The sequence below is a fragment of the Rhodococcus sp. OAS809 genome (genome assembly GCF_040546695.1).
In the GTDB taxonomy this organism is placed as follows: domain Bacteria; phylum Actinomycetota; class Actinomycetes; order Mycobacteriales; family Mycobacteriaceae; genus Rhodococcus_F; species Rhodococcus_F qingshengii.
This window is the reverse complement of record NZ_JBEPOI010000002.1, coordinates 4,117,577-4,144,186: the sequence shown is the minus strand read 5'-3', so window position 1 is coordinate 4,144,186 and position 26,610 is coordinate 4,117,577. Positions and strand designations below refer to the sequence as shown.

Genomic DNA, 26,610 nt, shown 5'->3' with positions numbered 1-26,610 from the left:
ACAGGTTTCAGTCCGTGATGGTCGGCGGCTCGGTCAGGAACGGGCGCAGTTCGAGCCATTCGTGAATCGGCTTCCCGCCTGCGCCGGGCGCGGCCGAGAGCTCGCCGGCCAATTGGACGGCACGGTCGTAGTTGTCGACGTCGATCACCATCCAGCCGGCAATGAGGTCCTTGGTTTCCGCGAACGGACCGTCGGTGACCGGCGGGCGACCCTCACCGTCGTACCGGACAAAGGTGCCCTCAGGAGCGAGAGCCTGACCGTCGACGAACTCGCCCGCCTTCTCGAGCCGATCCGCGAAGTCCTGCATGTACTTCACGTGGGCAGTGATCTCGTCCGGCGTCCACTGGTCCATCGGCACGTCGTTGACTGCAGCCGGAGCGCCGCGGTAGTGCTTGAGCAGCAAGTACTTGGCCATCGTGAATCTCCTCTGTGTCGGTGCCACCCATTCTGGTCGCACTTCACTACAGGGACGAAGCAAGTCGGGGATTCTCGACATTGCGGGGCCTTCGGCCCTGTGCGCCTTTTTGGTAGTGCCCGCAACCAGAAAGGCGCACGGGGCCGGAGGCCCTAAATCCACCCCTGCCGGCGGGCGATCACCGCTGCTTCGTGCCGGTTGGCAGCACCGAGTTTGGTGACAGCTGACGACAAATAGTTCCGGGTGGTTCCTGCCGAGAGGTGTGCCCGGGAAGCGATCTGCTCGATGGATGCTCCGTCGGCCGCGTACTCGAGTACGTCCGCTTCGCGCGGAGTAAGCGGTGAGTCGCCGGCGCCGATTGCCTCGGCAGCCAACGACGGATCGACGTACCGCCCGCCCGCGTGGACGCTGCGGACCACCTCGGCGAGCGTCGCCGCAGGCGTCGTCTTCGGCAGAAATCCTCGGACGCCTGCTGACAGTGCCTTCTTCAGATACCCGGGACGCCCGTGGCTCGTCACGATGATCGAGACGCACCCCGAGACCGTCTGCGCAATCTGTTGCGCCGTCTCGATGCCGTCGATACCTGCCATTTGAAGGTCGAGCACGGCTACGTCAGGTTGATGTTTTGCAGCAGCGACCACGGCATCCTCGCCGGATTCGGCTTCCGCGACGACAACGATGTCGTCCTCGAGCGACAACATCATGGCCAGAGCCGAGCGGATCAGGTTCTCGTCGTCGGCCAGCAGTACCTTGATCGGCTCGGTCACCGAGACTCCTTCGTTCGGGACGGAAAGTGGGCGGTGAGGGTGAAGCGATCTTCGTCCTGCACGGTTTCGACAGTTCCTCCGACGGCGCCGACGCGCTCGCGCAATCCGTTCAGGCCGGTTCCGTTGTTCGGCTCTGCGATCCGTGCGCCGTCGTTGGCGATCACGACGCCGTCCGCGAACACTTCGATGCTGCAATTCTCGGCACTGGAGTGCCGGAGAATGTTGGTGACGCCTTCACGGACGACCCAGGCGGCAGCTTCGGCCAGTTCCACCGGCAGCTGATCTGCCGATCCACGTATCGCAGTGGAGATTCCGGCGGCCTCGAGCAGAGACTGCGCACCGGCCAGCTCGGACGCCAAGGCGATGGACCGGTATCCCCGAACCAACTCGCGCGCTTCGTCGAGTGAATCTTGCGCAAGTTCGCGTACTTCGTCCATCTGCGCGGCGGCACGATCGTCGCCGCGTCGTGAAAGAGTAGCTGCAAGTTCACTTTTCACCGCAATTGCAGACAGTGCCCGCCCGACGACGTCATGGAGATCGCGTGAAAATCGCAACCGTTCCTCGGCGACGGACAGAGCGGCAGCGGCTCCGCGTGCCTCGTCCAATTCGGTGACCATCCGCAGCAGCCACACCGACATGTAGACGGTCAGCCCCATGAAGGCGGCGACGATTCCGACGGACACGCCGCTTTCCGGACCCGCAAGCAGTCCCAGTACAACCCCGGCGGCCACCGAGCCCACGATCAGCCAGCGCAACGACGTCAACCCCGCAAGGGGCACGACAAGGATTGCAGCCAGCCAGAAGTACGGGCCGTTCTCGCCATTGCTTCCCAAGGCAATTCCCGCCGAGCAGAACGCCGACAATGTCATCACGGCAAGAGGAATCTGGACGGGCTTGGCCACGACTCCGCCCAGATCAGGCATCCGAGACACGGCGATGACGCACGCAACGGCACTGATTCCGAGGAAGACACCCGACAGGTACCGATCCGCAACGACCTCGGTGACCGCACCGAAGCCACCGAAAACCACTGCGACCATGATGAACGATTGCCGCGTGTAGAGGCGAACCTTGTCGACGTTCGACGCGGTTCGCCACGTCCGTCTCGGATTCCAGCGTCCGAAGTTCTGCGCGATCATGCCCACTACCTTCTCAGAGTTCTACGAACGCGGTTCCCAGCGGAAGTGGACGTTCGCGATCAGAACCGAACCGACGATCCACGCCAGCATGACCAACAGCGGTTGCGCAGCCGAACCGAAGGTGTCGACAAATCCGGCTGCCGCACCGGGCGCATCGCCCAGATCAGCCAGTTCGCCAGTGGTCCGCCCCAGCCATCCGAGATTGAGAAGGTCCACTACTGCGGCCAGCGGAGTGAAATCGAGAATGCGAGCAACGTTGTCCGGCACGACATTCCTGATCGAGGACATACCTGCCGTCGCCAGAATCAGAATCGGCATGCAGGTGATCTGCGCCGCCTCTGCATTTCGCGTGACAGCCGAAGTGATCAACGCCAGCGCCGTGAAGAGCGCGGCGCCGCCGATCACCGCGACCAGCACCAGCACCGGATTGACCGGAGCACTACCGCCCAGAACCATCACGGCGATTCCGATCACCACCGTCAACAGGCCGGTGAGAACCCACGACGGCACTGCCGGGCCCGCGAGGATCTCGGCGTCGCTGCATTCCCCTGTCCGTAGTCGCTTGAGAACCAACTCGTCACGACGCGTCGCGTACACCGACAGGAGGTTGTAGAAGACCACGAACACGAGCAGGAAGAGTGCAAACACCTCGAGGCCTGCCGACACCGACTTGTCGGACAACCCGCCATCGCGCGACAGGTACAGCATCCCCACGGGAAAGATCAACGGGAGGACGATTGCGTTGAAGAGCAACAGTCGATTTCGTCCCAGGAGCGTGAACTCCGAACGAGACAGGGTTGCTATGCGGTTCATGCCGACGCTCCTTCGAGAGTTGCGTGATGATCGAATTGGTCTGCAATGGAGAGGAATACGGTCTCCAGGGATGCCGCGCGGGCATCCAGGCCGGTCAGCAGGATGTTGTTGTGCTGTGCCCACAGCAGCAGTTCCGTCAGCGTCTCCTGCACTGTGCGAGTGGTGATCACCACCAGATCGTTTTCGACGCGTACCTCGGCGCCGGCCAGGGCCGGGAGCGGAAGACCGGGACGGTGCAGTTTGATCTGAGCGGGATGATCCGCAACGACGTCCGCCACGGTTCCGCTGCGCACCACCGATCCACGGTGCATGATCGCCAATTGGTCACACAAGGACTCGGCTTCGTCGAGGTAGTGCGTCGTCAACATGATGGTGACGCCCGACGCTTTCAAGTCAGCAATCAATTGCCAAGTGTTACGCCGACTTTCGGGGTCCAATCCAGTAGTCGGTTCGTCGAGGAACAGTACGAGTGGCCGGCCGATGATCGCGCACGCCAGATCCAGTCGCCGGGCCTCACCTCCCGAGAGGAACTTCACGCGGGTATCACCACGATCACGCATGTCCACGCGCTCGAGCACCTCGTCCACGGGCAGCGGATTCGAGCAGGTTCCGGCCCACATCGCCAAACTCTCACGAGCAGTCAGGTCTTGGGGCAAGCCACCCTTCTGGAGCATGATGCCAAGCGACGGGCGAATCTGCTTGCGGTTGCGCACCGGATCCATGCCCAGAACGCGCACCGTTCCGGCACTGGCTCGTGAAAGACCCTGAATCACTTCGAGGGTGGATGTCTTGCCGGCACCATTGGTTCCGAGGAGGCCGAACAGCTCGCCTTCCTGAACACTCAGATCCAGATTGCGAACAGCATCGAACGCCTCCTTACCGGAGCCGTAACGCCGCGACATTCCGACTACGTCGATCACGGGATCGCCCTTCATCGCTGCGCCTCCGCTCGGTTCCAGCCGCGCAGTCCGATCGCGAATCGAATACCCGCATAGACAGCGAGAGCGGCAACAAGGATCCAGAACACCGGATTGGAGCCGATGATCGCGAACACCACTCCGACGATCGCGATGTTCACCACGATCACTACAAGTTCGCGGCCCATCGTGGGTGCGGGTCCGATGTCCATCAGGTCCGTCAGGAGGCTTCCCTCATGTGGTTCTCTCATGCATCCAAGCTTCGCGGGAAGTCAGAGCCGAAAACAGTGCACAGCGTCATCACCTGCGGTGACACCGTCACGGATCAGCGATGACAAATGTCATGCGACGTCCCCGCGGGGACGCGTCGTAAACCGCGGGTAAGGGTCACCTCGTTGTTTTGCCGTTCATTTTTACGTTCCTTTACCCTTGCTTCGAGCTTCTACGGTTCCCGAAGTCCGTACATCGAATCTCGGGAGTTCACGGTGGCTATCAAGCCTTTGGCCTTGTTCGTCAAACACGACGGCGTGTCTGCACGCGCGTCGATCACCTGCCAGTACAAGTGCGGAAACGCGTGCTCTCACGAGGTCCCCAACACCTCGGGCGGCGAGTACTTCCGCGACATCGCACGCACAGCGCTGAGTCGTCGCGGCTTGCTCCGGGGCAGCGGCATGGCAGTGCTCGCGGTGGGAGCGGGCAGCGCCCTCGTTGCCTGTTCGGACGAATCCGCAAGTGCCGAACCGGGAACCGGATCGACGAGCGGCAGCAGCAGCGGATCAACACCAGCGGGGACGAACTTCGGCGCCGTCGCGCCCAACAAGGAAGACAAGGTCACCGTCCCTGACGGATACGATCAAGCCGTCGTGATTCGCTGGGGTGACGCCGTTCTCGCCGGCGCCCCGGCTTTCGACTTCGACAAGCAGACTGCGGCAGCGCAGGAACTGCAGTTCGGATTCAACAACGACTTCGCCGGATTGCTCCCGGTCGACGGGCAGCCCAACACCTACCTACTCGTGGTCAATCACGAATACTCCACCGAGCCGGCGATGTTCCGCGGCTACGATGCGGAGAACCCGACCGAGGAGCAGTTCAAGATCGGCCTCGCCAGCCACGGACTGTCGGTCGTCCAGGTCAAGGGCGAATCCGACAACGGCAAGCTCGTACCGGAGATCGGATCGAACAACCGCCGCATCACCGGAACCACGGAATTTGTCGTGACCGGCCCCGCTGCAGGTAGCGACTTCCTCAAGACGAGTGCCGATCCCACGGGAACCAAAGTGCTCGGCACCCTCAACAATTGCGCCGGCGGCGTCACCCCCTGGGGCACAGTGCTTTCCGGCGAAGAGAACTTCAACCAGTACTTCGCGAACGCCGAGGGTGTCACCGATCCCACGGTCGCAGCGCGACTGAAGCGCTACGGTCTTGCCGGCGCCGCTTCCGAGCGCAAGTGGGAACGCTTCGACAAGCGGTTCGATCTGGTCGCAGAACCCAACGAGGTCAACCGATTCGGATACGTCGTCGAGATCGATCCCTGGGATCCGTCGTCGACTCCGATCAAGCACACAGCGCTCGGACGTTTCAAGCACGAAGCCGCCACCATTTACATCACGGCGGACGGCACCGTCGTCGCCTACAGCGGCGACGACGAGCGCTTCGACTACATGTACAAGTTCGTCTCCAGCCGAAAGATGCAGGACGGCAAGAGTCAAGCAGCCATGCGCCACAACATGACTCTGCTCGACGCCGGAACACTGTACGTCGCAAAGCTCAGCGGAAACTCCGCCGGCGAGATCGACGGCAGCGGCAAACTTCCGTCGGACGGCAAGTTCGACGGAACCGGCGAGTGGGTAGCCATCCTGCGCACCGGCGAAGACGGCAAGGGCGAATCGCTGGTAGACGGTATGAGCGCCGAAGAGGTCGCCGTCTTCACCCGCCAGGCCGGTGACAAGGTCGGGGCAACGAAGATGGATCGCCCCGAGGACTTCGAGGCAAACCCGAAGAGCGGCAAGGTTTACGTCGCACTGACCAACAACACCAAGCGCGGAGTCGACGGTGGCGCCGCGGCCGACGAGGCGAACCCGAGGAACAACAACAAGAACGGCCAGGTCCTCGAAATCACCGACGACCACGCCGGCACCACCTTCGGCTGGAATCTTCTTCTCGTCTGCGGAGATCCGGCCACAGCCGATACTTACTTCGGCGGGTTCGACAAGAGCAAGGTCAGCCCCATCTCATGCCCGGACAACCTTGCCTTCGACCCGCACGGCAATCTGTGGATCTCCACCGACGGCAACGCACTCAAGTCCAACGACGGGCTGTTCAGCGTTGTCCTCGAAGGCGAAAACCGCGGTGAGACAAAGCAGTTCCTCACCGTTCCCGTCGGCGCCGAAACCTGCGGCCCCATCGTGGACGAGAAGCGCGTCATCGTCTGCGTCCAGCACCCCGGCGAGACCGACGACGCCAGCATCGAAAGCCCCGCATCCCATTGGCCCGACGGTGGTTCCGCCCAGCCTCGCCCGTCGGTAGTTGCAGCCTGGAAGAAGGACGGATCTCGGCTCGGCTCGTAACACACACGAAAACGACTGTGGGGCAGATCGCATACTCTGCGATCTGCCCCACGTCGTTTACCTCAGATTCTCAAGAGAATCAGTTGTCACCGTCCTCGCGACGCTTACGCGTCAGGAGAACAACACCCGTTCCCAGCGCCAGCAGCAGAACCAATCCACCTGCTGCGAGCAACCCGGTGTTCACGCCACTCTCACCAGCGCCACCACCCGAGTTGATCGTCCCGCCCTGAGGAGCAGACGGCTTCGGCTGACCCGGCTGACCCGGGTTTGCTGTCGGCGGCTTCGGCTGTCCCGGAACCGTGCTCGGAACCGGCTGACCCGGAACCGTCGGCGGTACGACGATCGGAGGCACAACGACGATCGGGGGAATGATGATCGTCGGTGTAACCGGCACCGTCGTGTTCGGAACCGTCGTGGTCGGCGGAACTGTTGTGACCGGCGGCGTTGTCGTCGGCGGCGTCGTTGTCGTCACGCCACACGGATCCACAATCTCTTCCGCGACAACTTCTTCTGTCGTGGTCTCCTCTGTGGTGGTCTCCTCCGTGGTGGTGGATTCCTCCGTACCGGTCACATCAGCGTCACCGGCAGTGGTCGCGCTAGCCGTCGTCGTCGCAACCGTTGTCGTCGGAACCATCCGCGTGGTCGTCGTTGGAGGAACACAGGGCTCCGTCGTGACCGGCGGCGTCGTGGTGGTCGTCGGCGGCACCGTAGTGGTGGTCTCCGGCGGGTCTATCGGGTGTTCGGTGCAGAGAGCGTCGCCCGGGACACAGTCCACTGGCGGGTTCTCGCCACCAACCACCAGGTAGTTGTTCAGGACACCCGGAGTGAATCCGGGACCTGACAACGTTCCGATCTCAGGATTGACCTTGACGGTGTACGTCACGGTCGCGCTCTCACCCTTGGCCAGCTTGCCGGTGACCGTGAAGACGTTGTCGACGACACCCGAAACAACCAGCGTGGAAGTGGTAGCCGGATCCTTCGTCATTACTGCATCGTCGAGAACATCGGTCAGATCGTCGTAGAAACTGATCTCACCATCCGCGGTGCCCACATTCTTGAACGTGAGCGTGTACGTGATCTCCTGGCCGCCAACCACACGGTTCGTGGTGGACGGAACAGAGGACTTCAGTACCTCGATCGCGGGTGTGCCATCCACCGGGTGTTCGGTAGTCACGGGCGGAGGAGTGATCTCCGGACCCGTCGGCGGCTTCGCAGTACCGGTGACCTTGTTGTTGATCAACGTGCCACCGGCGACACCGTCGTTGATCTTCACCTGGTAGGTCAGGACAACCGACTTACCGGCCTCGAGCACGCCGGTCCAGGTGAGCGTGGTGCCCGACAGGGTCGGAGCAGTCCCGTCGACACCGTCGACAGTCGCCTTGAGCGAACCGTCCACCAACGTCGCGTTGTCGAGAACCTTCGACAGATCATCGGTCAACACCACCGGATCAAGAGTCGTGTTACCCGTATTCGCACCCGTCACCGTATACGTGATCGTCTGACCCGCAGCAACATTGGTACCCGACACCGGATCCGCAGCCTTCGCGACCGTGAACCCCGGAACCTTCACCGGATGCTCGGTCGTCACCGGCGGAGGAGTGATCTCCGGACCCGTCGGCGGCTTCGCAGTACCAGTGACCTTGTTGTTGATCAGAACCCCGCCGGCAACACCGTCGTTGATCTTCACCTGATAGGTCAGAACAACCGACTTACCGGCCTCGAGCACACCAGTCCACGAGAGCGTCGTCCCCGACAGGGTCGGAGCAGCACCGTCGACACTGTCGACAGTTGCCTTGAGCGAACCGTCCACCAACGTCGCGTTGTCGAGAACCTTCGACAGATCATCGGTCAACACCACCGGATCAAGAGTCGTGTTACCCGTGTTGGAACCGGTCACCGTATACGTGATCGTCTGACCCGCAGCAACATTGGTACCCGACACCGGATCCGCAGCCTTCGCGACCGTGAACCCCGGAACCTTCACCGGATGCGTCGTGCACAGTTGCGTCGCCGGATCACACACCTCCGGAGGATCAACCGGCGGAGTCGTACCCGGAACAACGAAGTTGTTCACGAACACCCCACCGACCACATCGGCATTGACCTTCACCGAATACGTCACCGACTTCGTTTCGCCGGCCGCCAAGGTTCCCGTCACCGAGAAACCATCCGTGCCGACCATCGTCGCAACCAACGGAGCATCAGCAGTCAAACCACTCAATGCACCCTTGTCCACAACCTGACGCAAATCATCGAAGTACGCCACCTCACCCGCACCGTTACCGGTGTTCGAGAACGAAAGCGTGTACTTGATGTCCTGACCGGCAACAACATTCGAACCCGACACCGGATCAGAAGACTTCACCACAGCAATCTTCGGAGAGACCACCGGATGCGTCGTGCACAGTTGCGTCGCCGGATCACACACCTCCGGAGGATCAACCGGCGGAGTCGTACCCGGAACAACGAAGTTGAGCACCGTGTTGTCGGCATTCGCCGCAACGCGATCCGCATCAGCCTTGACCGTGACGGTGTACGTCACCGTCTTGCTCTCACCGGCCGCAAGGGTTCCCGTCACCGAGAAACCATCCGTGCCGACCATCGCAGCAGTCAACGGAGCATCAGCACTCAAGCTGCCCGCAACCAGATCAGCATCATCGAGCAGACCACGCAGATCATCGAAGTGCGCGACCTCACCCGCACCGTTACCGGTGTTCGAGAACGTAAGCGTGTACTTGATGTCCTGACCGGCAACAACATTCGAACCCGACACCGGATCAGAAGACTTCACCACAGCGATCTTCGGAGACACCACCGGGTGTTCGGTCGTCACGGGCGGAGGAGTGATCTCCGGACCCGTCGGCGGCTTCGCAGTACCGGTGACCTTGTTGTTGATCAGAACCCCGCCGGCAACACCGTCGTTGACCTTGACCTGATAGGTCAGAACAACCGACTTACCGGCCTCGAGCACACCAGTCCACGAGAGCGTGGTGCCCGACAGCGTCGGGGCAGCGGCAGCAGCACCGTCGACAGTCGCCTTGAGCGAACCGTCCACCAACGTCGCGTTGTCGAGAACCTTCGACAGATCATCGGTCAACACCACCGGATCAAGAGTCGTGTTACCCGTGTTGGAACCGGTCACGGTGTATGTGATCGTCTGACCCGCAGCGACATTGGTACCCGACGCAGGATCGGCAGCCTTCGCGACCGTGAACCCCGGAACCTGAACCGGATGCGTCGTGCACAGCTGCGTCGCCGGATCACACACCTCCGGAGGATCAACCGGCGGAGTCGTCCCCGGAACAACGAAGTTGAGCACCGTGTTGTCGGCATTCGCCGCAACGCGATCGGCATCAGCCTTGACCGTGACGGTGTACGTCACCGTCTTGCTCTCACCGGCCGCAAGGGTTCCCGTCACCGAGAAACCATCCGTGCCGACCATCGCAGCAGTCAACGGAGCATCAGCACTCAAGCTGCCCGCAACCAGATCAGCATCATCGAGCAGACCACGCAGATCATCGAAGTGCGCGACCTCACCCGCACCGTTACCGGTGTTCGAGAACGTAAGCGTGTACTTGATGTCCTGACCGGCAACAACATTCGAACCCGACACCGGATCAGAAGACTTCACCACAGCAATCTTCGGAGACAGAACCGGATGCTCGGTCGTCACGGGCGGAGGAGTGATCTCCGGACCCGTCGGCGGCTTCGCAGTACCGGTGACCTTGTTGTTGATCAGAACCCCGCCGGCAACACCGTCGTTGACCTTGACCTGATAGGTCAGAACAACCGACTTACCGGCCTCGAGCACACCAGTCCACGAGAGCGTCGTACCCGAGAGGGTCGGAGCAGTCGCGTCGACACCGTCGACAGTCGCCTTGAGCGAACCGTCCACCAACGTCGCGTTGTCGAGAACCTTCGACAGATCATCGGTCAACACCACCGGATCAAGGGTCGTGTTACCCGTGTTGGAACCGGTCACGGTGTATGTGATCGTCTGACCCGCAGCGACATTGGTACCCGACGCAGGATCGGCAGCCTTCGCGACCGTGAACCCCGGAACCTGAACCGGATGCGTCGTGCACAGCTGCGTCGCCGGATCACACACCTCCGGAGGATCAACCGGCGGAGTCGTCCCCGGAACAACGAAGTTGTTCACGAACACCCCACCGACCACATCGGCATTGACCTTCACCGAATACGTCACCGTCTTCGTTTCGCCGGCCGCCAAGGTCCCCGTCACCGAGAAACCATCCGTGCCGACCATCGTCGCAACCAACGGAGCATCAGCAGCCAAACCACTCAATGCACCCTTGTCCACAACCTGACGCAAATCATCGAAGTACGCCACCTCACCCGCACCGTTACCGGTGTTCGAGAACGTAAGCGTGTACTTGATGTCCTGACCGGCAACAACATTCGAACCCGACACCGGATCAGAAGACTTCACCACAGCAATCTTCGGAGACAGAACCGGATGCTCCGTCGTCACGGGCGGAGGAGTGATCTCCGGACCCGTCGGCGGCTTCGCAGTACCGGTGACCTTGTTGTTGATCAACGTGCCACCGGCAACACCGGCATTGACCTTGACCTGGTAGGTCAGAACAACCGACTTACCGGCCTCGAGAACTCCAGTCCACGAGAGCGTCGTACCCGAGAGGGTCGGAGCAGTCGCGTCGACACCGTCGACAGTCGCCTTGAGCGAACCGTCCACCAACGTCGCGTTGTCGAGAACCTTCGACAGATCATCGGTCAACACCACCGGATCAAGGGTCGTGTTACCCGTGTTGGAACCGGTCACGGTGTACGTGATCGTCTGACCCGCAGCAACATTGGTACCCGACACTGGATCCGCAGCCTTCGCGACCGTGAACCCCGGAACCTTCACCGGGTGTTCGGTCGTCACGGGCGGAGGAGTGATCTCCGGACCCGTCGGCGGCTTCGCAGTACCGGTGACCTTGTTGTTGATCAACGTGCCACCGGCAACACCGGCATTGACCTTGACCTGATAGGTCAGAACAACCGACTTACCGGCTTCCAATGCACCAGTCCACGAGAGCGTGGTGCCCGACAGGGTCGGAGCAGCACCGTCGACACCGTCGACAGTCGCCTTGAGCGAACCGTCCACCAACGTCGCGTTGTCGAGAACCTTCGACAGATCATCGGTCAACACCACCGGATCAAGAGTCGTGTTACCCGTATTGGAACCGGTCACGGTGTACGTGATCGTCTGACCCGCAGCGACATTGGTACCCGACGCAGGATCGGCAGCCTTCGCGACCGTGAACCCCGGAACCTGAACCGGATGCGTCGTGCACAGCTGCGTCGCCGGATCACACACCTCCGGAGGATCAACCGGCGGAGTCGTCCCCGGAACAACGAAGTTGTTCACGAACACCCCACCGACCACATCGGCATTGACCTTCACCGAATACGTCACCGTCTTCGTCTCGCCGGCCGCCAAGGTCCCCGTCACCGAGAAACCATCACTGCCGACCATCGTCGCAACCAACGGAGCATCAGCAGCCAAACCACTCAATGCACCCTTGTCCACAACCTGACGCAAATCATCGAAGTACGCGACCTCACCCGCACCGTTACCGGTGTTCGAGAACGAAAGCGTGTACTTGATGTCCTGACCGGCAACAACATTCGAACCCGACACCGGATCAGAAGACTTCACCACAGCAATCTTCGGAGAGACCACCGGATGCTCCGTCGTCACCGGCGGAGGAGTGATCTCCGGACCCGTCGGCGGCTTCGCAGTACCGGTGACCTTGTTGTTGATCAACGTGCCACCGGCAACACCGGCATTGATCTTCACCTGGTAGGTCAGGACAACCGACTTACCGGCTTCCAATCCACCGGTCCAGGTGAGCGTCGTACCCGACAGGGTCGGAGCAGCACCGTCGACACCGTCAACAGTCGCCTTCAGCGAACCGTCCACCAACGTCGCGTTGTCGAGAACCTTCGATAAATCATCAGTCAACACAACAGGATTGAGCGTCGTCTTACCGGTGTTCGTACCGGTCACCGTATACGTGATCGTCTGACCAGCATTGACGCCGGTACCCGACGCAGGATCCGCAGTCTTCGCGACAGTGAAACCGGGAACCGAGTGATTCGTCTCAACCGGCGGCGGAGTGATATCCGGACCGGTCGGCGGCTTCGCAGTACCCGTGACCTTGTTGTTCAAGACCGTACCCGCAGCGACACCGTCGTTGACCTTCACCTCGTAGGTCAGGACAACCGACTTGCCGGCTTCGAGAACGCCAGTCCACGACAGCGTCGTACCCGACAAAGTCGGAACAGCCACGGAAGCTCCGTCAATGGTCGCCTTCAGCGAACCAGGAACGACAGCAGCATTATTGAGGACCGCACCCAGATCGTCATTGATCTGTACCGGATCAAGCTTCGTCTTGCCGGTGTTGGTGCCGGTGACGGTGTACTTGATCGACTCGCCAGCCTGAACCGTCGAACCGGAGATCGGATCGGCAGTCTTCGCCAGCGTAAAACCTGGAACCGAGTGATTCGTTTCCACCGGAGGAGGAGTGATGTCCGGACCGGTCGGCGGCTTCGCTGTACCGGTGACTTTGTTGTTCAGAACCGTTCCCGCGACAACCCCGGCATTGACCTTCACCTGGTATGTCAGAACAACAGACTTACCGGCCGGGAGATTCGCGGACCACGACAAAGTGCTGCCCGACAGAGTCGGAGCAGCAACGGGAGCACCGTCGATGGTCGCCTTCAGCGAGCCCGGAACGACAGCAGCATTGTTGAGAACCGCACTCAGATCATCGGTGATCGTCGCGGGAGTCAGGGCCGTCCTGCCGGTGTTGGCACCGGTGACGGTGTACGTAATGGTGTCGCCGGCCTGAACCGTCGAACCGGAAACCGGATCAGCCGTCTTGGTCAGCGTGAAACCAGGCATGGGATGCGTCGTGCAGAGATTGGTTGCAGGATCACATGTTGTGGGGGGAGTTGTAGTCCCCGGAACCAGATAGTTGTTCAGAACTTTGTTGCCGCCGTCTTTGACAGTGACGGTGTATGTGACTGTCCCCTTGCCGCCGGCCGGCAAGGTGCCGCCGACCTTGATCTTGTCGGCGCCGTTCAATGCGGCGGTGAGTCCGCCGGTTGCAGCACCGACCGCAACTGTTCCGTCATCAATGACGTCGGCGAGGTAGTCCGTGTAGTCGATCGTTGCCGGCGCAGTGCCCGGATTCTCGAAATTCAGAGTGTAGGTGATTGATTGGCCGATATTGACCGTCTCACCGGTAGGTGGTGACGACGACTTCTTCACGAGAACCGGGGTGTTCTTGACCTTGCAATACACGTTGTCACCCGGTGTAAGTGCTGCCTGCGCAACGTCACCGACCCTGAGGGCCTGGGTCACGCCGTTTACCTGGCAATCCCACGATGTCGCATAGTTCGCGGTCTTGGTCGCCGAGGTAGTTGGCTTCTCCCAGAATGTGACAGGGGTGGGCGTGGTATCTGCGAGGAGCGTCCGCCAGCCAGTCGATGCCGTCGTATCAGTCGCACCGGTCGTGGTGCTCTTGATCTCGGTTGCTGCAGCGGCGCCTGCATCAGCGTGGTGTCCGGTGCTCATGCCGATAGTGAAATCGTCACCGGGGGTGACGCGCGTGAGGTCCTTGTCGATCTTGACCTTCGACAGCAAAACACCGAACGCCAGACCCTGACGAGAGGTGTCCAGAACAGTATTTCCGAACGTCGCCGCGAAGTTGGTCGGAGCGGTCGATGCCAAAACCAAAGTGCCTGGCGAATACTCCTTGTTGTTGACCAGGTTCCACGAATCGCATCGGACGGTGGTGGCGGGCATAGCCGTCAGCCCACCGTCACAAGCCCGAATTCCGGGGTAGCCGGGCGCATCCGCACCAACCGTGCGTGCGATCTGGCGGAGAGGCTTGTCAGAATTGAAGGTCAGGAACTCTTTGTCGGTCGACGTGTTGGCGTCAGTCGACTCGGCGTCAGCAGCGACGAGGCCGTAGTTGTAAATCGGGCCGTTCGGCCCGGTCATCACGATGTTCTTCAGCGACACCGTTCCGCCGGATTGACCATTGTCAGCGGACTTCTGATAGATCGCAGGCTTGATCGTCGACGGCACACCCGTGTACGCAGACGAGCCAAGAGCTGCGTAGTGCAGGGTGGGAAGTTCCCTGGTTTCGATCCCCTGGTGTGTCTTTCCCGCTACCGAGTCGGTGAGGAAAGCCTTGAAGTTGATCTTGTAACCGTCGGTGAGCTGGATTTCCATCGACTGCCCTGCCGCAGAAGCAGCCGTTGCCGCATCGAGCGTCGACATATCGATCCAGCAGATGTTCTGCGAGAACGGACCGGTGCCGGGGGCGCTGAATGCGCAGCCTTTTGCAGGCTGTTCATCCGGAAGAACAGCGGCGCGAGCCGGCGCCTGAGCCTGAACGGGGCCGCCGAGCGTCGCGGCCGGCTGCGCTGACGCAACCACTGCCGTCGCGCCGGAGATACCGAGAATCATCGCGATGGCGGTCCATACCACCGTCCACGCTCGCACCCAGGGCGGGAGCCCTGCGGTGAATATGGCCGACCTTGTCGGCGGTATGTCGTTAGGCATTTCTTACTCCCCAGGATGTGCCTGATCGATGTTCGATGGACGGAGATGCGAGAGCGCTGGCGCGAACTCCCGGTTGATCGGTTGGTTCGGGTCGATGCGCCTGTTTTCGGCTGATCGACCTCACACCGGACGCTGTTGCCGGTCCTGTCATTCGAGCTCCTCTTCGGAAACACCTGCGTGTTGGAAGAGCCGCCCTGAACAGGACCTTGGCCCTCGAAATCCGCGCAAATCGAGAGCAACCTTCCAGTTATCAGGAACAAGATAACAGATAACCGGGAGCTTGCCCATCGAAAGTCGGACAAAGCAGACCGATCGACGTTTTTGTTCGTAGATCGGACAAGCTTCGAGGAGCAGTGTTGTCCGAGCGGACAATTCAGCCCTCGGAGTGCGGCACCGCGGCGAACGCGATGACATTCAATGTTTCCGCTGACCAGATCGGGTGACGACCAACCTCAAGGAAGGTACGGAATCTGGACAAATGCCCAATATGGATAAGGCCTGTTGGATGCGCCACAGACCCTCGAACGACGGTCGGAAACCCCGTCCTGAATGGAGTCCGATCACCCGTGCGAGCACGTCGAAATTGATCGAATTGATCCAGACCACACTCAGCGACGGCTGCCGGTAACGAAGCATCCCGAGGCTCCGATAATTGGATTGCGAGGCACCAACTTCGCCCGAAACCGGGCGGCCGCCTTCGATTCAAACCCAACTTCAAGTCCGTTTTGTAGCTTTTCAGGCAGAGCAGTTCTGCTCATTTTCTGCCATAGCTATTTTCTGATCCTGCTCAGCTAGTCGAAAGTTCAGCGACCGTGGCTACCGCCCGGCATAATTCTCGTAACTGACGAGCAACAACCGGACTAACCAGCCAAGCGTCACAAGAGTGCCAAAAAGGGCCCTTCCGCGTGCCTCGAGGCAAATGCATCGAGGGCGAAAGGGCCCGAACCGGGCACCACGGAGCCAAGGGCCCCGCCGCAAACTAGCTGCTGCCGAACCCCACACTGTTGGCGTAGCGATCGAAATCGCCCTGGGCTCCGCTGTAGACGTTGATATCAGTGTTTCCGGTGATTCCGGGGATGCGTCCGGTGCTGGTGTACTGCCAGAAAGTCCAGTTGGACCAACCGCCGGGTAGCGGCCCCGGTGCGTTCTGCCCGTTGTAATCGGCGATCCACAGCGGGTAGTGGTTGAACTCGGTGGTGTTGGCCATCTGAGTACGCCAGAAGTTGGGATACGTGTAAATGATGGGCTGCCGCCCGGTAAGTGCCTGGACTGTATTCAAGTAGCGATGAGTCCAGTCGATGACCTGCCCGGCGGGCAGTCCCTTCGCGTCCTCGAGATCCAGAACGGGCGGGAGGTCACCAGGTCCGTTGATACCCAGGACGATCGCCGAATAGAAGGCGGCCTGGGCTTCGGGGGACTGGCGAACGTCTGCGTAGTGGTAGGCCCCGCGCGAGACGCCGGCAGCACGCATGACCAGGCAATCCTGGATGAAGTACGGATTGACGTAGTTAAGCGACTCGGTGGCCTTGACCATCGCGAACTCGTGCCCTGACGCCTTGACCTGGAACCAGTCGATTCCGGTTCCGTCCACGTGCTGCCACGAAGAGACGTCCGGGCCGCGGGGAGCGTCGGCAGCGGCGAGGCCAGGTGCCGTGATCGCGATGGCAGCTGCCATCGCGATCGGGGTGAGCTTGCCCAGTGTCCTGACGATCCGTCGCTCGACCATTTCCCGAGACTAAGGTCGACTAGTCCGTTTTGTCCCCTAATTCAGGGAATGTTCACTCAACCGAGCCAATCGAGAACAGCCGCAGCGGTCCACGACTGTTGCATACTGCCCAGCGGCTCACCGGTGAAAGGCTCGTAGTATTCGGCAAAACTGCCATCGCTGGCCTGCCGCAACCCCTCCGAACGCAAGACGTGCGATCTCTCGGCCCACCCCCGACGCGCGAACGCCCACGAGAACAACCACGTGATCACCGGCCACACCGGGCCACGCCAATACTCCCGAGGACGGAAATCGCCGGAAACCGGAGACGTCGACGGTGGGACAGCAAACCGCATGTCCGGGTGACCACAGAATTTGGGCCCCTCGAAAGTGCGCAACAGAGCGCGCTCGGCATCGCGGCTCAGGCCGCCGCACAGCAACGGCGCAAACATCGCGATGGTTTCGGTATGAACCCATCGCCCGGTGCGAAGGTCGAAATCCTTTGCTGCACCTGATCGTTCATCGGTGGTGGCAATCACGCCCTGCCGGAATCGATCTGCCCAACCGCGCAGATCACGGACGTCGGAGTTCGGCCGCGAATGCTCCTCACCGATAGTTGCCAAGACGTCGCATGCCATCGAGAAAACCGCACTGACAAACACGTCCTCGACGGCAAAACTCATGGCAGTGGCGAGTTGAGAATCCTCGTACCGCACGGCCTTCATCTCTTCGAGAAGCCAAAGGTAGCGGTCGTATTCGTTATCCGTGGGCCGCTGAGACAGGTCCGTCACCACAGCGAGATCAGCACGCTGATACGCAGGCACTTGTCCCGCAACAACATTCGCGTACGCCAGATCCCAACGCGGAGAGTTGTCCATCCCAGATTCCCACCCGTGATAGAGCGCGATACGGCCGTTGCCGTCGAGATCGCGGGCCTCCGCCAACCACCGGTGCCACCGAACCAGATCGCTCCAGCGCCGGTCGAGGAACTCTTCCGCGACCGCACGCGTCGTACGTCCGTGCCGACGCGAATGATCGAGAATCCGCTGCACCGCGATCGCGTGAACGGGGGGTTGGGTGATTCCCGATGTAGCGGTACCCAAAGGAGCATGCGCTGCCAACGCATTGACATCCCACCGCGTCGGTCCGGGGAAGTAGCCGTCGACACCGTTCGCGAACACGATGTGCGGAATCATTCCGTTCTTCCACTGAGCCGAGAGCAAGGTATCGAGCTCTACTACCGCCCGTTCGACGCTGAGCGGCGCCAGACCTACCGCCACGAACGCGGCGTCCCAGCTCCACATGTGGGGATACAGCTTCGGGGCAGCGCTGGTCATCGTGCCCAGGTCGTTTCCGCGCAGCAAGTAGGCAGCTCGGGCGGCGAGCTGAGTCGGGGTAAATCCGCGGTCGGCCATAGATGTCTATTTTGCGACGCGTCGAGCCTTTGCGCTCACCGAGCACGAATCCGGCGCTGCAGCCGCAATAATGAAGGAAGTCCGTCGGGTGATCTCGGAGTGGAGGCCTAGTGCGCGAGAAGATCAAAGCACTGCTGTTCGACGTCCAGGGCACAGCGACCGATTTTCACAGCACACTGTGCCGAGAGGCCCGTCGAATCACCGACGCCGACGTGGACTGGCCAAGATTCGTCAATCTCTGGCGCGCTGAGTACTTCGCGAACACCTCCGAGGCCGACGATTCCACAGGCGAATGGGTGACAGTACATTCGGTGTACCGCGAGGCTCTGCGCAAGCTGTTGGCCCGCGAGAGCATCGAACTTTCCGATGCCGAACAGGAAGAACTCACCACCGCCTGGAAATTCCTGGACCCGTGGCCCGACACTGTCGCCGGCCTGACAACCCTGCGCCAGCAGTACACAATCGCTGCCTTGTCCAACGCCGACGTGAATGCCGGAGTCAGCATCTCCCGGCACGGAAATCTGCCATGGCATGCCGTCTTCACTGCCGAAATGGCCGGCGTCTTCAAACCAGATCCGAAGATCTACCACCTGGCTGCTCGATATCTCGGGTACGACCCGGCCGAGATCATGATGGTTGCCAGTCACAAATATGACATCCGGGCGGCCAAAGCTCTCGGATTCCGCACAGCCTTCATAGCTCGACCACTCGAATTCGGAGCCAGGGGCAATCCCGATGTGTCCTTCTCCGACGAGTTCGACATCAACGCCGAGGACTTTCTCGATCTGGCAGCGCAATTGGTCCACTGATCCCGTGCCTGCGCGTCGTTGCTGGTATTCCTACGTGAAGGAATATCGAAACGGACAGGCGGTTTGGAATTCATGGGCACCAAGGAAGACAGCGCTACCCGCGAACGCAAGGCCCTGCGGTACTCGCTCGTGGTCGCAACGGCGTTGGCTGTGCTCGCCGCATTCTGGGGCTGGATCTCGCAGTCCCAGGTGATCCTGCTCGACGGTGTGTACGCCCTCATCGGAATGGTGTTGACGGCGATCTCACTGCGGGTCTCGCGGATAGCCGACTCGGGCCCCACCGCACGCTTCCCGTTCGGTAAGGAGGCATTGATCCCGGTCGTCATCGCTGTCCAGGGCATGGCACTACTGGCGACGCTCGCCTACGCCGCAGTCGAGGCAGTTCGTGTCATCCTCGCGGGCGGAGCCGACGTCACCGCGGGGTCTCTGGTGGCATACGGCGCTGTCAGCGCGGTGGTGTCGATCATCATCTGGCGCTACGTCCGACAAGTCGACCGCACATCTGATCTGCTCGTCGCCGAAGCCAGGCAATGGGGAGCGTCGGCTGCCTTCAGCGCGCTGGTCGCAGTCGGTGCTGTCGTCGCAATGATCCTGGGCCGCACCGATTTCTCCGACGCCGACCGATATGTCGACTCCGTCTTGGTCCTCCTCGGCTGCGCGATGCTGGTCCCGCAACCGTACGCACTTCTGCGAACCGCACTGATCGAACTCCTCGAAGGTGCTCCCGGCGAAAACGTTCAGGCCCGCGTGCACGATGCCATCGCCGTCGTCCGCGACGAATTCGGCTTGGACGAACCGACTCTCACCATGAGCAAGGTGGGTCGCAAGCTGTATGTCGAAGCGACGTTCATGGTCGCGCCACACAGCTGGGACATCGACGGTGAAGACGCAGTACGACGCTCGTTCGCCACCAGCCTCGCCGATCTCCCCTACGAACCGTGGCTGAACATCGAACTGACTACAGATCCGGCGCTGATGCTCTAGCGACGGAATCTGCTCTCGAACAACAGAATCACGACGGCCGGGCCCACCTCACCTTCCCAAAAAAGCCCTTGACTCGAAAGTATGTTCGAGTATGATGGGAGATGGAACGGGGGGGTTCTCATGACGATCAACATCACCGACGAAGATACTGTCACCGACGTGGTCAACAACTCCGCCGTGGGTGTGCGCGGACGATTGTGGCGGCTTCACCCCAGCGACGTCCGCGAGATCGCCATCACCGCGTCAGCGGAAATCCTTCGCCTGGAAGCCATTCGAGTGGCCGCTGTCGACACCCTGACGTTGAACCCGGACGAACAAGTACTCTGCTACCGCGGCACCGGACAATGGCTCGCGAACCACACCATGCTGCAGATCTCCACCGGCAGAAGAATCGCAGCCCTGGGCAAAGCGCTACGCTCATTTCCCGAGATCGAAGACCAATTCGATGCCGGTGACCTCACTTTCGAGCACGCAGCACTGATCGTGGCGTTCTGCGAATCCCCACCCAAGGCAATGCCCGACGCCGCACTACCGTACTGCCGCGACACACTCCTCGCCGCAGCATCCGGAACCGAAGCAACCACCGTCAAACTGCGCTACGCCATCAGCGTCCTCGAGCACATGTTCGAATCCGACGACCCACCACCAAGCGAAGACACCGACCGCAACGAACTGCGCATCTCCCCCACCCTCAACGGAAGAATCGCCGTCCGAGGCGATTTCGACGGAGTGACCGGCGAAATGCTTCTCTCCGCCCTCTCCAACCTCTCCATGCCCACCCCCGCCGAGGACGGCACACCCGACAAACGACCCGCCGCCACACGCAACGCAGACGCCATGGCAGAACTCATCCGGCGCTACCTCGACAACGCTGCCACCGGCATCGACGGCGGCCAACGCCCCCACCTGAACGTGCACATCAACGCCAAAGACCTGGCCTACCACCATGAATGCGCCACAACGAGTGATGGCTCAACACCTGTCCCGTCCGAGGACGACGATCCCGGCATGCTCGATCTCGACTTTCACGATCTCGACAAACAAGATCTCGATGTCGGCCACATGCCCTGGATGGGACCACTGAGCATCGGCCGCACCCGCATGATCGCCTGCGACTGCATGCTCGGCGCCGTCCTCCTCGACGAAAACGGTGCCCCACTCGACGTCACCCCACTCAAAAGGCTTGTCACCGCAGCACAACGCACCGCACTGATCGCCCGAGACAAAGGATGCGCCTTCCCCGGCTGCGACTGCGTCCCCGCCTGGACCGACGCCCACCACATCAAACACTGGGCCAAAGGAGGACCAACCGTCATGGACAACCTGGTCCTACTCTGCCGAACCCACCACACCCTGATGCACCGAAAACCCGAATTCACCGGACAATGGGAAATCCGAATGGGCACCGATCACCTGCCCTGGTTCATCCCACCACCGGGCATCGACCCCGACCGGAAACCCCGCCGCTCCACCACACGACTCTGAACCCGGAGGTCACCGAGCAAACGCCTCGGTGACCCATTCCGGCGTGCTCTCAATTGCCCGCCCACTCCAAAAGATCTTCGGCGGTCCAGGTATTGATCACCCGATCGGCTTCGACACCGCACTTTTCGGCCCGGTCACAGCCGTAGCCCTGCCAAGCCAGCTGACCGGGGGCATGGGCGTCAGTGTCGATGGAGAAAAGACAATCGAGATCGCGGGCCAACTCGATCAAACGCGAAGGCGGGTCACGACGCTCCGGTCGGGAGTTGATCTCGACGGCGGTCCCTGATTCTCGGCAGGCCTCGAACACTTTCTCTGCGTCGAACTGCGACTCGGGCCGGGTTCCGCGAGCACCCTCGACAAGACGCCCGGTGCAGTGCCCGAGAATATCGACACGCGGATTTCGCACTGCAGCAAGCATTCTGCGGGTCATCGCCTCGCGTTCGGACCGCAGCTTGGAGTGGACGCTCGCCACCACGATGTCGAGTTCGTCGAGCAGATCGGGATCCTGGTCGAGTGAACCGTCCTCGAGGATGTCCACCTCGATTCCCGTGAGGATGCGGAAGGGAGCCAGTTCGGCATTCAACCCGGCTATCACGTCGAGTTGAGACCGTAGGCGCTCCGCGGACAGCCCGTTGGCAACTGTGAGGCGAGGCGAATGGTCGGTGAGGGCGCAGTAGTCATGGCCGAGTGCTGCTGCGCGTCGCATCATCTCTTCGATGGGGCTTCCACCATCGGACCAGTCGGAGTGGGTGTGGAGGTCGCCGCGGAGGGCTTGTCGCAATGGGCTGTCGCCGATGGGCTCAGCCTGCCCCCGCAGTTCCTCGAGATACTCGGGGATGCCGTCGTACGACTGAGCGATAATCGTGGCAGTCTTCGGCCCGATGCCGGTGAGGGCCTTCCAACTGTCGGCTTTCCGGCGAGACTCCTTCTGCTCGTCGGACAATCCTGAAAAGACCTCCGCAGCTCGGCGATAGGCCTTGACGCGGTGCGTTTCAGCGCGTGATCGTTCGAGCCAGTAGGCGATCTCCCGAAGCGCTTCATCCGGTTCCATGAGACCACTGTTCCGTCAGCAGCGGCTCGCGGCAACCCTTGATCCCCTTACGCTGTGAATATGGACGACCCGAGAGCACGATTTGAAGCCGCGCGGGTGGCTCACCTGGCAACGGCAGATGCGGCCGGCGTTCCGCACATCGTGCCGCTGGTATTCGTCTTGGTCGGCGGCACCGTCTATTCCTGTGTCGACCACAAACCGAAAACCACGACCGCTCTTCGCAGGCTCCGGAACATCACCGAGACGGGGCGCGCAAGCCTGCTGGTCGATCATTACGACGACGACTGGTCCGCGCTCTGGTGGGTCCGCGTCGACGGACATGCGGAGGTTCTCGACCCCGGCACCAAGGAGTCCGAGAGCGCGATCGATGCTTTGGCCGCAAAGTATCCGCAGTACGTAGATCACCGACCGCACGGACAGGTCATAGCTGTCCGCGATGTGGAGTGGTCGTCGTGGTCCGCAGCAGCCTAAGGTTCTGTCCTAGTGTTCAAGGAGCGAAAGTGATTGCAACACTCTCAATTCGGACAAATTGGCGGGGGATCGATGAAACGACGGCAGTTACTTCAGCGCGCAGCCACAGGTCTGGCGCTGGTAGCGGGACCTCAGGTGATCGACATGGGTAGCAGTTCCGGAAGCAGTCAAGACGCAACAAGTCCGTTGAACGAACAGTTGTCGGTTGTTTCGCTCTCACACGTGAACGACCCGGCGACGACGCCGGTTTTTCCAGGCGACCCCGAGTTCACTCTCGACACAGCGGCCACCATCGCAGACGACGGCTACTACCTCCAGTACGTCAAGGAAGGTGAGCACACGGGCACGCATTGGGGCGCACCCGCACACTTCCAGGAAGGCGGCCTCACAGCCGACCAACTCGATCCGGCGGACCTCTTCCTCCCCGCAGTGAAGATCGACATCCGGGACAAGGCTGCCGCCGATTCGGACTATGCGCTCACGGTCGCGGACCTGCAGGAATGGGAAACGCGCAACGGCAAGATCCCCGATGGAGCGGCCGTAGTTCTCTGGACCGGATGGGAATCGCGCTGGGGTAGCGAAGAATATGCCAACTCCGATGCCGAGGGCGTCACCCACCAGCCCGGCTTCTCGGTGGACGCGGCGCGGTGGCTGATAGACACCGGCCGTTTGGGCACCCGCGGAGCATTGGGAACCGACACGTTCGGTCCCGACCTCGGAAACGACGAAACCTACCCCGTCTCGACAATCCTGTACGACAAGCATCGAATCAGCCTGGAGAACTTGAACAATCTTGCCGCCCTGCCAACCACCGGGGCCAGCATCCTTGTCGGTGGTGCGATCAACAAGGCCGGATCGGGTTCACCGGCAACGATTTTCGCACTACTACGACGATAACCATTTGCGACGGTCGCCGTAGACAACGACCGCGCCCTTCCCACTTCTCTTCGCCTCGTACATCGCCGCATCGGCCTGGCGAAGAAGAGTGTGCGCGCTGAGCGGTTCGTCCCCGAACTCGAACTGCGCGGACTCGAAATGCGCGACACCAACGCTCGCACCCACCGACACCGATGTGTCTGCAGTCTGATCGGACCTGAGCGCGTCGACGATCCGGCGAGCCACGACGACGGCGTCGTCGATCGTGCCCTGCAGGAGCACTGTGAACTCGTCGCCACCGAATCGGGCGACAAACGCACCCTCGGGAACCGCTTCGCGCAGACGTGCTGTGAGAGCAACCAGTAACCGGTCGCCGGCCGGGTGCCCGTATCGATCGTTGATCTGTTTGAAGTCGTCCAGATCGACAAGCATCAGCACCCAATCGGAGTTCGTCTGGCGATAGTCGTCGATGGCGCTCGCAAAGTGTTCGTCGAACGCGGCCCGGTTTGCAAGCTCGGTGAGTGGGTCGTGATGTGCTCGGTACCTCAGCTCGTCCTGGGCAGCGGAGATCTGTTGAAGGAGCGCGTCGTTCTCGAGGAGCGTGAGTATTTGGCGCACCAGCGCGAGAACCAACACGCCGACGCCGAGTATCACGACCACGGCATCGAGGTTGCCGACGATCAGCGCCTGAACAGTCACGATCGTCGCGATCACCGCGATCAACAGATACGGCAGCAGCAACTGAGTCCGATCGCTTCGCCACTGCTGCGGCGCGTTGCGGTTCCGAGGCTCGGTTCGCTTCGTCAGCGCCGCCAAGGCGATCAACGGCGGCCCCGCGATGAACCCGGCATCGGCGATGGTCGGCATACTCTCGGCGCCGATCGCCACCAAGTACGCGTACAGGCTGTCCGATAGGGAGAGCATCACCAACCCGCACCCGAGGAACGTCAGCGGTTCGCGGATCTCGGCAACGGCCTTCGGTCCGATGACCATCAGCAAGACCATGGCGATCAGAACGAAGTCGGTGATCGGATACATCACCGCGACAAGAAACCCGAGAGATCCCGTCGGACCGGTATGAACGACGGCGCCCAAGGCGGTCGTCCACGTGAGGATGAACAATCCACCGACAACGACAAGACCGTCGAGCGTCAGCACGAGCCAGAGATGGATCGGACCGATCGCCTCACGCCGGGGCGACTGACGCACCAACGACAGAAGCGCCGGCACGGCGAACACCGGGAACATGAAGAAACCGATGTCCGCGATCGACGGCGACGGAAGTGGAACGTGGAGAACCGAGCGGTAGAACGCCCAGAAGAACATCCCGAGAGTCCAGCCGGCCATACCCAGAGCCATCAGAGTTCGCCAACGACGCTCGACGCCGTGATAGCGCCGCGATGTCCACCAACAGACCGCAGTTGCGGTGGCTCCGCCGACGAGCTGGGCGATATCGTCCACCAGAACCGAAGTTCGTGGGCTGAGCAGCCCGGATCCGGCGAGAGCGATGACCGCGACAACGACGCCGAGAACCAGCCACGTGCGTCGCGCTCGGAACTGCGTCATCGAAGAACCCATCGGTGTTCAAGGCGTCACCACCGATCGTCTTGCAGCCGGCATCGTTGCGGCCGGAATGTTGTGGTGACGAATGCCCGTACGAACCTACCCGATTTGGTAGCGGATTGTTAACTGGACGAACGATCAGGAAGGCTCGTACGCCGCGGCGCTGTATTCCGCTCGGGTCCTACGCTGCTGCGAAGTCCATTTCGCGATCACCCCTTGCGAGGGGCTGAACAGGTACACCAGAGCGAACACGATGCCCTGCGTCATGACGACCATGCCACCGGAAGCCGTGTCGAGGTAGTAGCTGACGTAGATACCGGTAATCGCGCAGACTGCGGAAACGACGGGAGCTATCACCAGCATCCGCGAAAACTTGTCGGTGAGGAGGTAGGCCGTCGCGCCGGGGATGATCAGCATCGCCACCACCAGCACGACGCCGACGGCTTGCAACGCCACAACGGACGTGAGTGCGAGGACGCCGAGTAGCAGCGCACCCAGGCGCTTGGGCGAAAGACCTATCGCGTTCGCATGGATCGGGTCGAAGGCGAACAACGTCAGATCACGACGCTTGATCAACAGAATGCTCAACGCCAACGCGCCGAGTATCGCGACCTGCAGAAGATCGGACGAGCTCACCCCCAGCAGGTTGCCGAAAATGATGTGGTTGAGATCGGTCTGGCTGGGGGTCACCGAGATGAGAACCAAACCGAACGCAAAGAGAGTCGTGAAGACGATACCGATCGCGGCGTCTTCCTTGACGCGACTGGTGTTACGGATCAGTCCGATCAGCGCTACGGCGATCAACCCGAAGATCAAGGCCCCGATGGCAAATGGTGCGCCGACGACGTAAGCGAGGACAACACCCGGCAGCACGGCGTGCGAGACGGCGTCGCCCATCAACGACCACCCGATGAGCACCAACCAACAACTGAGCACCGCGCAGACAACCGCTGCCACAACCGCAACGGCCAACGCTCGCACCATGAATCCGTACTGGAGAGGATCAAGTAGCAGTTCTACGAGGTTCATCG

18 protein-coding genes are annotated in these 26,610 nt (G+C 61.3%); 6 read left to right on the top strand and 12 right to left on the bottom strand.

Annotated features, from left to right (window positions below):
* Positions 1-7: 7 nt before the first annotated feature.
* The 6 genes from ABIE52_RS22310 to ABIE52_RS22285 form a co-directional block, all read right to left on the bottom strand.
* On the bottom strand, positions 8-415 hold the full coding sequence (locus ABIE52_RS22310) for a YciI family protein (RefSeq protein WP_003945999.1): 408 nt from the start codon (positions 413-415) through the stop codon (positions 8-10).
* Between the two features lie 152 nt (positions 416-567).
* Positions 568-1,182 carry a response regulator transcription factor gene (locus tag ABIE52_RS22305; RefSeq protein ID WP_003946002.1) on the bottom strand — a complete coding sequence of 205 codons (615 nt, stop codon included), beginning with the start codon at positions 1,180-1,182 and terminating at the stop codon, positions 568-570.
* Complete coding sequence (locus tag ABIE52_RS22300; RefSeq protein WP_192712608.1) at positions 1,179-2,321, bottom strand: sensor histidine kinase; 1,143 nt, start codon at positions 2,319-2,321, stop codon at positions 1,179-1,181. Before ABIE52_RS22300 ends, ABIE52_RS22305 begins: the two co-directional genes overlap by 4 nt.
* 21 nt (positions 2,322-2,342) lie before the next feature.
* On the bottom strand, positions 2,343-3,134 hold the full coding sequence (locus ABIE52_RS22295) for an ABC transporter permease (protein ID WP_003946064.1): 792 nt from the start codon (positions 3,132-3,134) through the stop codon (positions 2,343-2,345).
* Positions 3,131-4,069, bottom strand: coding sequence for an ABC transporter ATP-binding protein (locus ABIE52_RS22290; RefSeq protein ID WP_003945975.1), 939 nt, complete (start codon positions 4,067-4,069; stop codon positions 3,131-3,133). Before ABIE52_RS22290 ends, ABIE52_RS22295 begins: the two co-directional genes overlap by 4 nt.
* Complete coding sequence (locus ABIE52_RS22285; protein ID WP_223304396.1) at positions 4,066-4,302, bottom strand: hypothetical protein; 237 nt, start codon at positions 4,300-4,302, stop codon at positions 4,066-4,068. The genes ABIE52_RS22290 and ABIE52_RS22285 overlap by 4 nt, the downstream gene beginning before the upstream one ends.
* Before the next feature lie 234 nt (positions 4,303-4,536).
* Between ABIE52_RS22285 and ABIE52_RS22280 the strand changes: the two genes are divergently transcribed.
* On the top strand, positions 4,537-6,618 hold the full coding sequence (locus ABIE52_RS22280; protein WP_058039323.1) for a PhoX family protein: 2,082 nt from the start codon (positions 4,537-4,539) through the stop codon (positions 6,616-6,618).
* 79 nt (positions 6,619-6,697) lie between these two features.
* Here ABIE52_RS22280 and ABIE52_RS22275 read toward each other — a convergent pair whose 3' ends face one another.
* From ABIE52_RS22275 to ggh, 3 genes are all read right to left on the bottom strand, one after another.
* Positions 6,698-15,220, bottom strand: a complete 8,523-nt coding sequence (locus ABIE52_RS22275) for a DUF7927 domain-containing protein (protein ID WP_192712607.1) — start codon at positions 15,218-15,220, stop codon at positions 6,698-6,700.
* Between the two features lie 979 nt (positions 15,221-16,199).
* Complete coding sequence (locus ABIE52_RS22270) at positions 16,200-16,895, bottom strand: glycoside hydrolase family 25 protein (protein ID WP_370334015.1); 696 nt, start codon at positions 16,893-16,895, stop codon at positions 16,200-16,202.
* Positions 16,896-17,002: 107 nt separating this feature from the next.
* Positions 17,003-18,340 carry a glucosylglycerate hydrolase gene (ggh, locus tag ABIE52_RS22265; protein WP_042449890.1) on the bottom strand — a complete coding sequence of 446 codons (1,338 nt, stop codon included), beginning with the start codon at positions 18,338-18,340 and terminating at the stop codon, positions 17,003-17,005.
* A gap of 110 nt (positions 18,341-18,450) precedes the next feature.
* Here ggh and ABIE52_RS22260 point away from each other — a divergent pair, with 110 nt between their 5' ends.
* The 3 genes from ABIE52_RS22260 to ABIE52_RS22250 all read left to right on the top strand — a co-directional run bounded on the left by ABIE52_RS22260 (position 18,451) and on the right by ABIE52_RS22250 (position 21,618).
* Entirely contained in the window at positions 18,451-19,149 is a 699-nt protein-coding gene (locus ABIE52_RS22260) for a haloacid dehalogenase type II (RefSeq protein ID WP_058228553.1), read from the top strand.
* 72 nt (positions 19,150-19,221) lie between these two features.
* Positions 19,222-20,133 carry a cation efflux transmembrane domain-containing protein gene (locus ABIE52_RS22255; protein WP_192712606.1) on the top strand — a complete coding sequence of 304 codons (912 nt, stop codon included), beginning with the start codon at positions 19,222-19,224 and terminating at the stop codon, positions 20,131-20,133.
* Positions 20,134-20,253: 120 nt separating this feature from the next.
* On the top strand, positions 20,254-21,618 hold the full coding sequence (locus ABIE52_RS22250; protein ID WP_354541533.1) for an HNH endonuclease signature motif containing protein: 1,365 nt from the start codon (positions 20,254-20,256) through the stop codon (positions 21,616-21,618).
* 49 nt (positions 21,619-21,667) lie between these two features.
* Here ABIE52_RS22250 and ABIE52_RS22245 read toward each other — a convergent pair whose 3' ends face one another.
* On the bottom strand, positions 21,668-22,669 hold the full coding sequence (locus ABIE52_RS22245) for a PHP domain-containing protein (RefSeq protein WP_003942580.1): 1,002 nt from the start codon (positions 22,667-22,669) through the stop codon (positions 21,668-21,670).
* Positions 22,670-22,729: 60 nt separating this feature from the next.
* Between ABIE52_RS22245 and ABIE52_RS22240 the strand changes: the two genes are divergently transcribed.
* Positions 22,730-23,140, top strand: coding sequence for a TIGR03668 family PPOX class F420-dependent oxidoreductase (locus tag ABIE52_RS22240; protein ID WP_030537452.1), 411 nt, complete (start codon positions 22,730-22,732; stop codon positions 23,138-23,140).
* A gap of 144 nt (positions 23,141-23,284) precedes the next feature.
* On the top strand, positions 23,285-24,037 hold the full coding sequence (locus tag ABIE52_RS22235; protein ID WP_007729041.1) for a cyclase family protein: 753 nt from the start codon (positions 23,285-23,287) through the stop codon (positions 24,035-24,037).
* On the opposite strand, the gene ABIE52_RS22230 is transcribed toward ABIE52_RS22235, so the two are convergent.
* Positions 24,026-25,582: a GGDEF domain-containing protein gene (locus ABIE52_RS22230; protein WP_047272637.1), complete on the bottom strand. Its 1,557-nt coding sequence runs from the start codon at positions 25,580-25,582 to the stop codon at positions 24,026-24,028. The genes ABIE52_RS22235 and ABIE52_RS22230 overlap by 12 nt on opposite strands.
* 135 nt (positions 25,583-25,717) lie before the next feature.
* Positions 25,718-26,608: a metal ABC transporter permease gene (locus ABIE52_RS22225; protein WP_030537455.1), complete on the bottom strand. Its 891-nt coding sequence runs from the start codon at positions 26,606-26,608 to the stop codon at positions 25,718-25,720.
* Between the last annotated feature and the right edge of the window lie 2 nt (positions 26,609-26,610).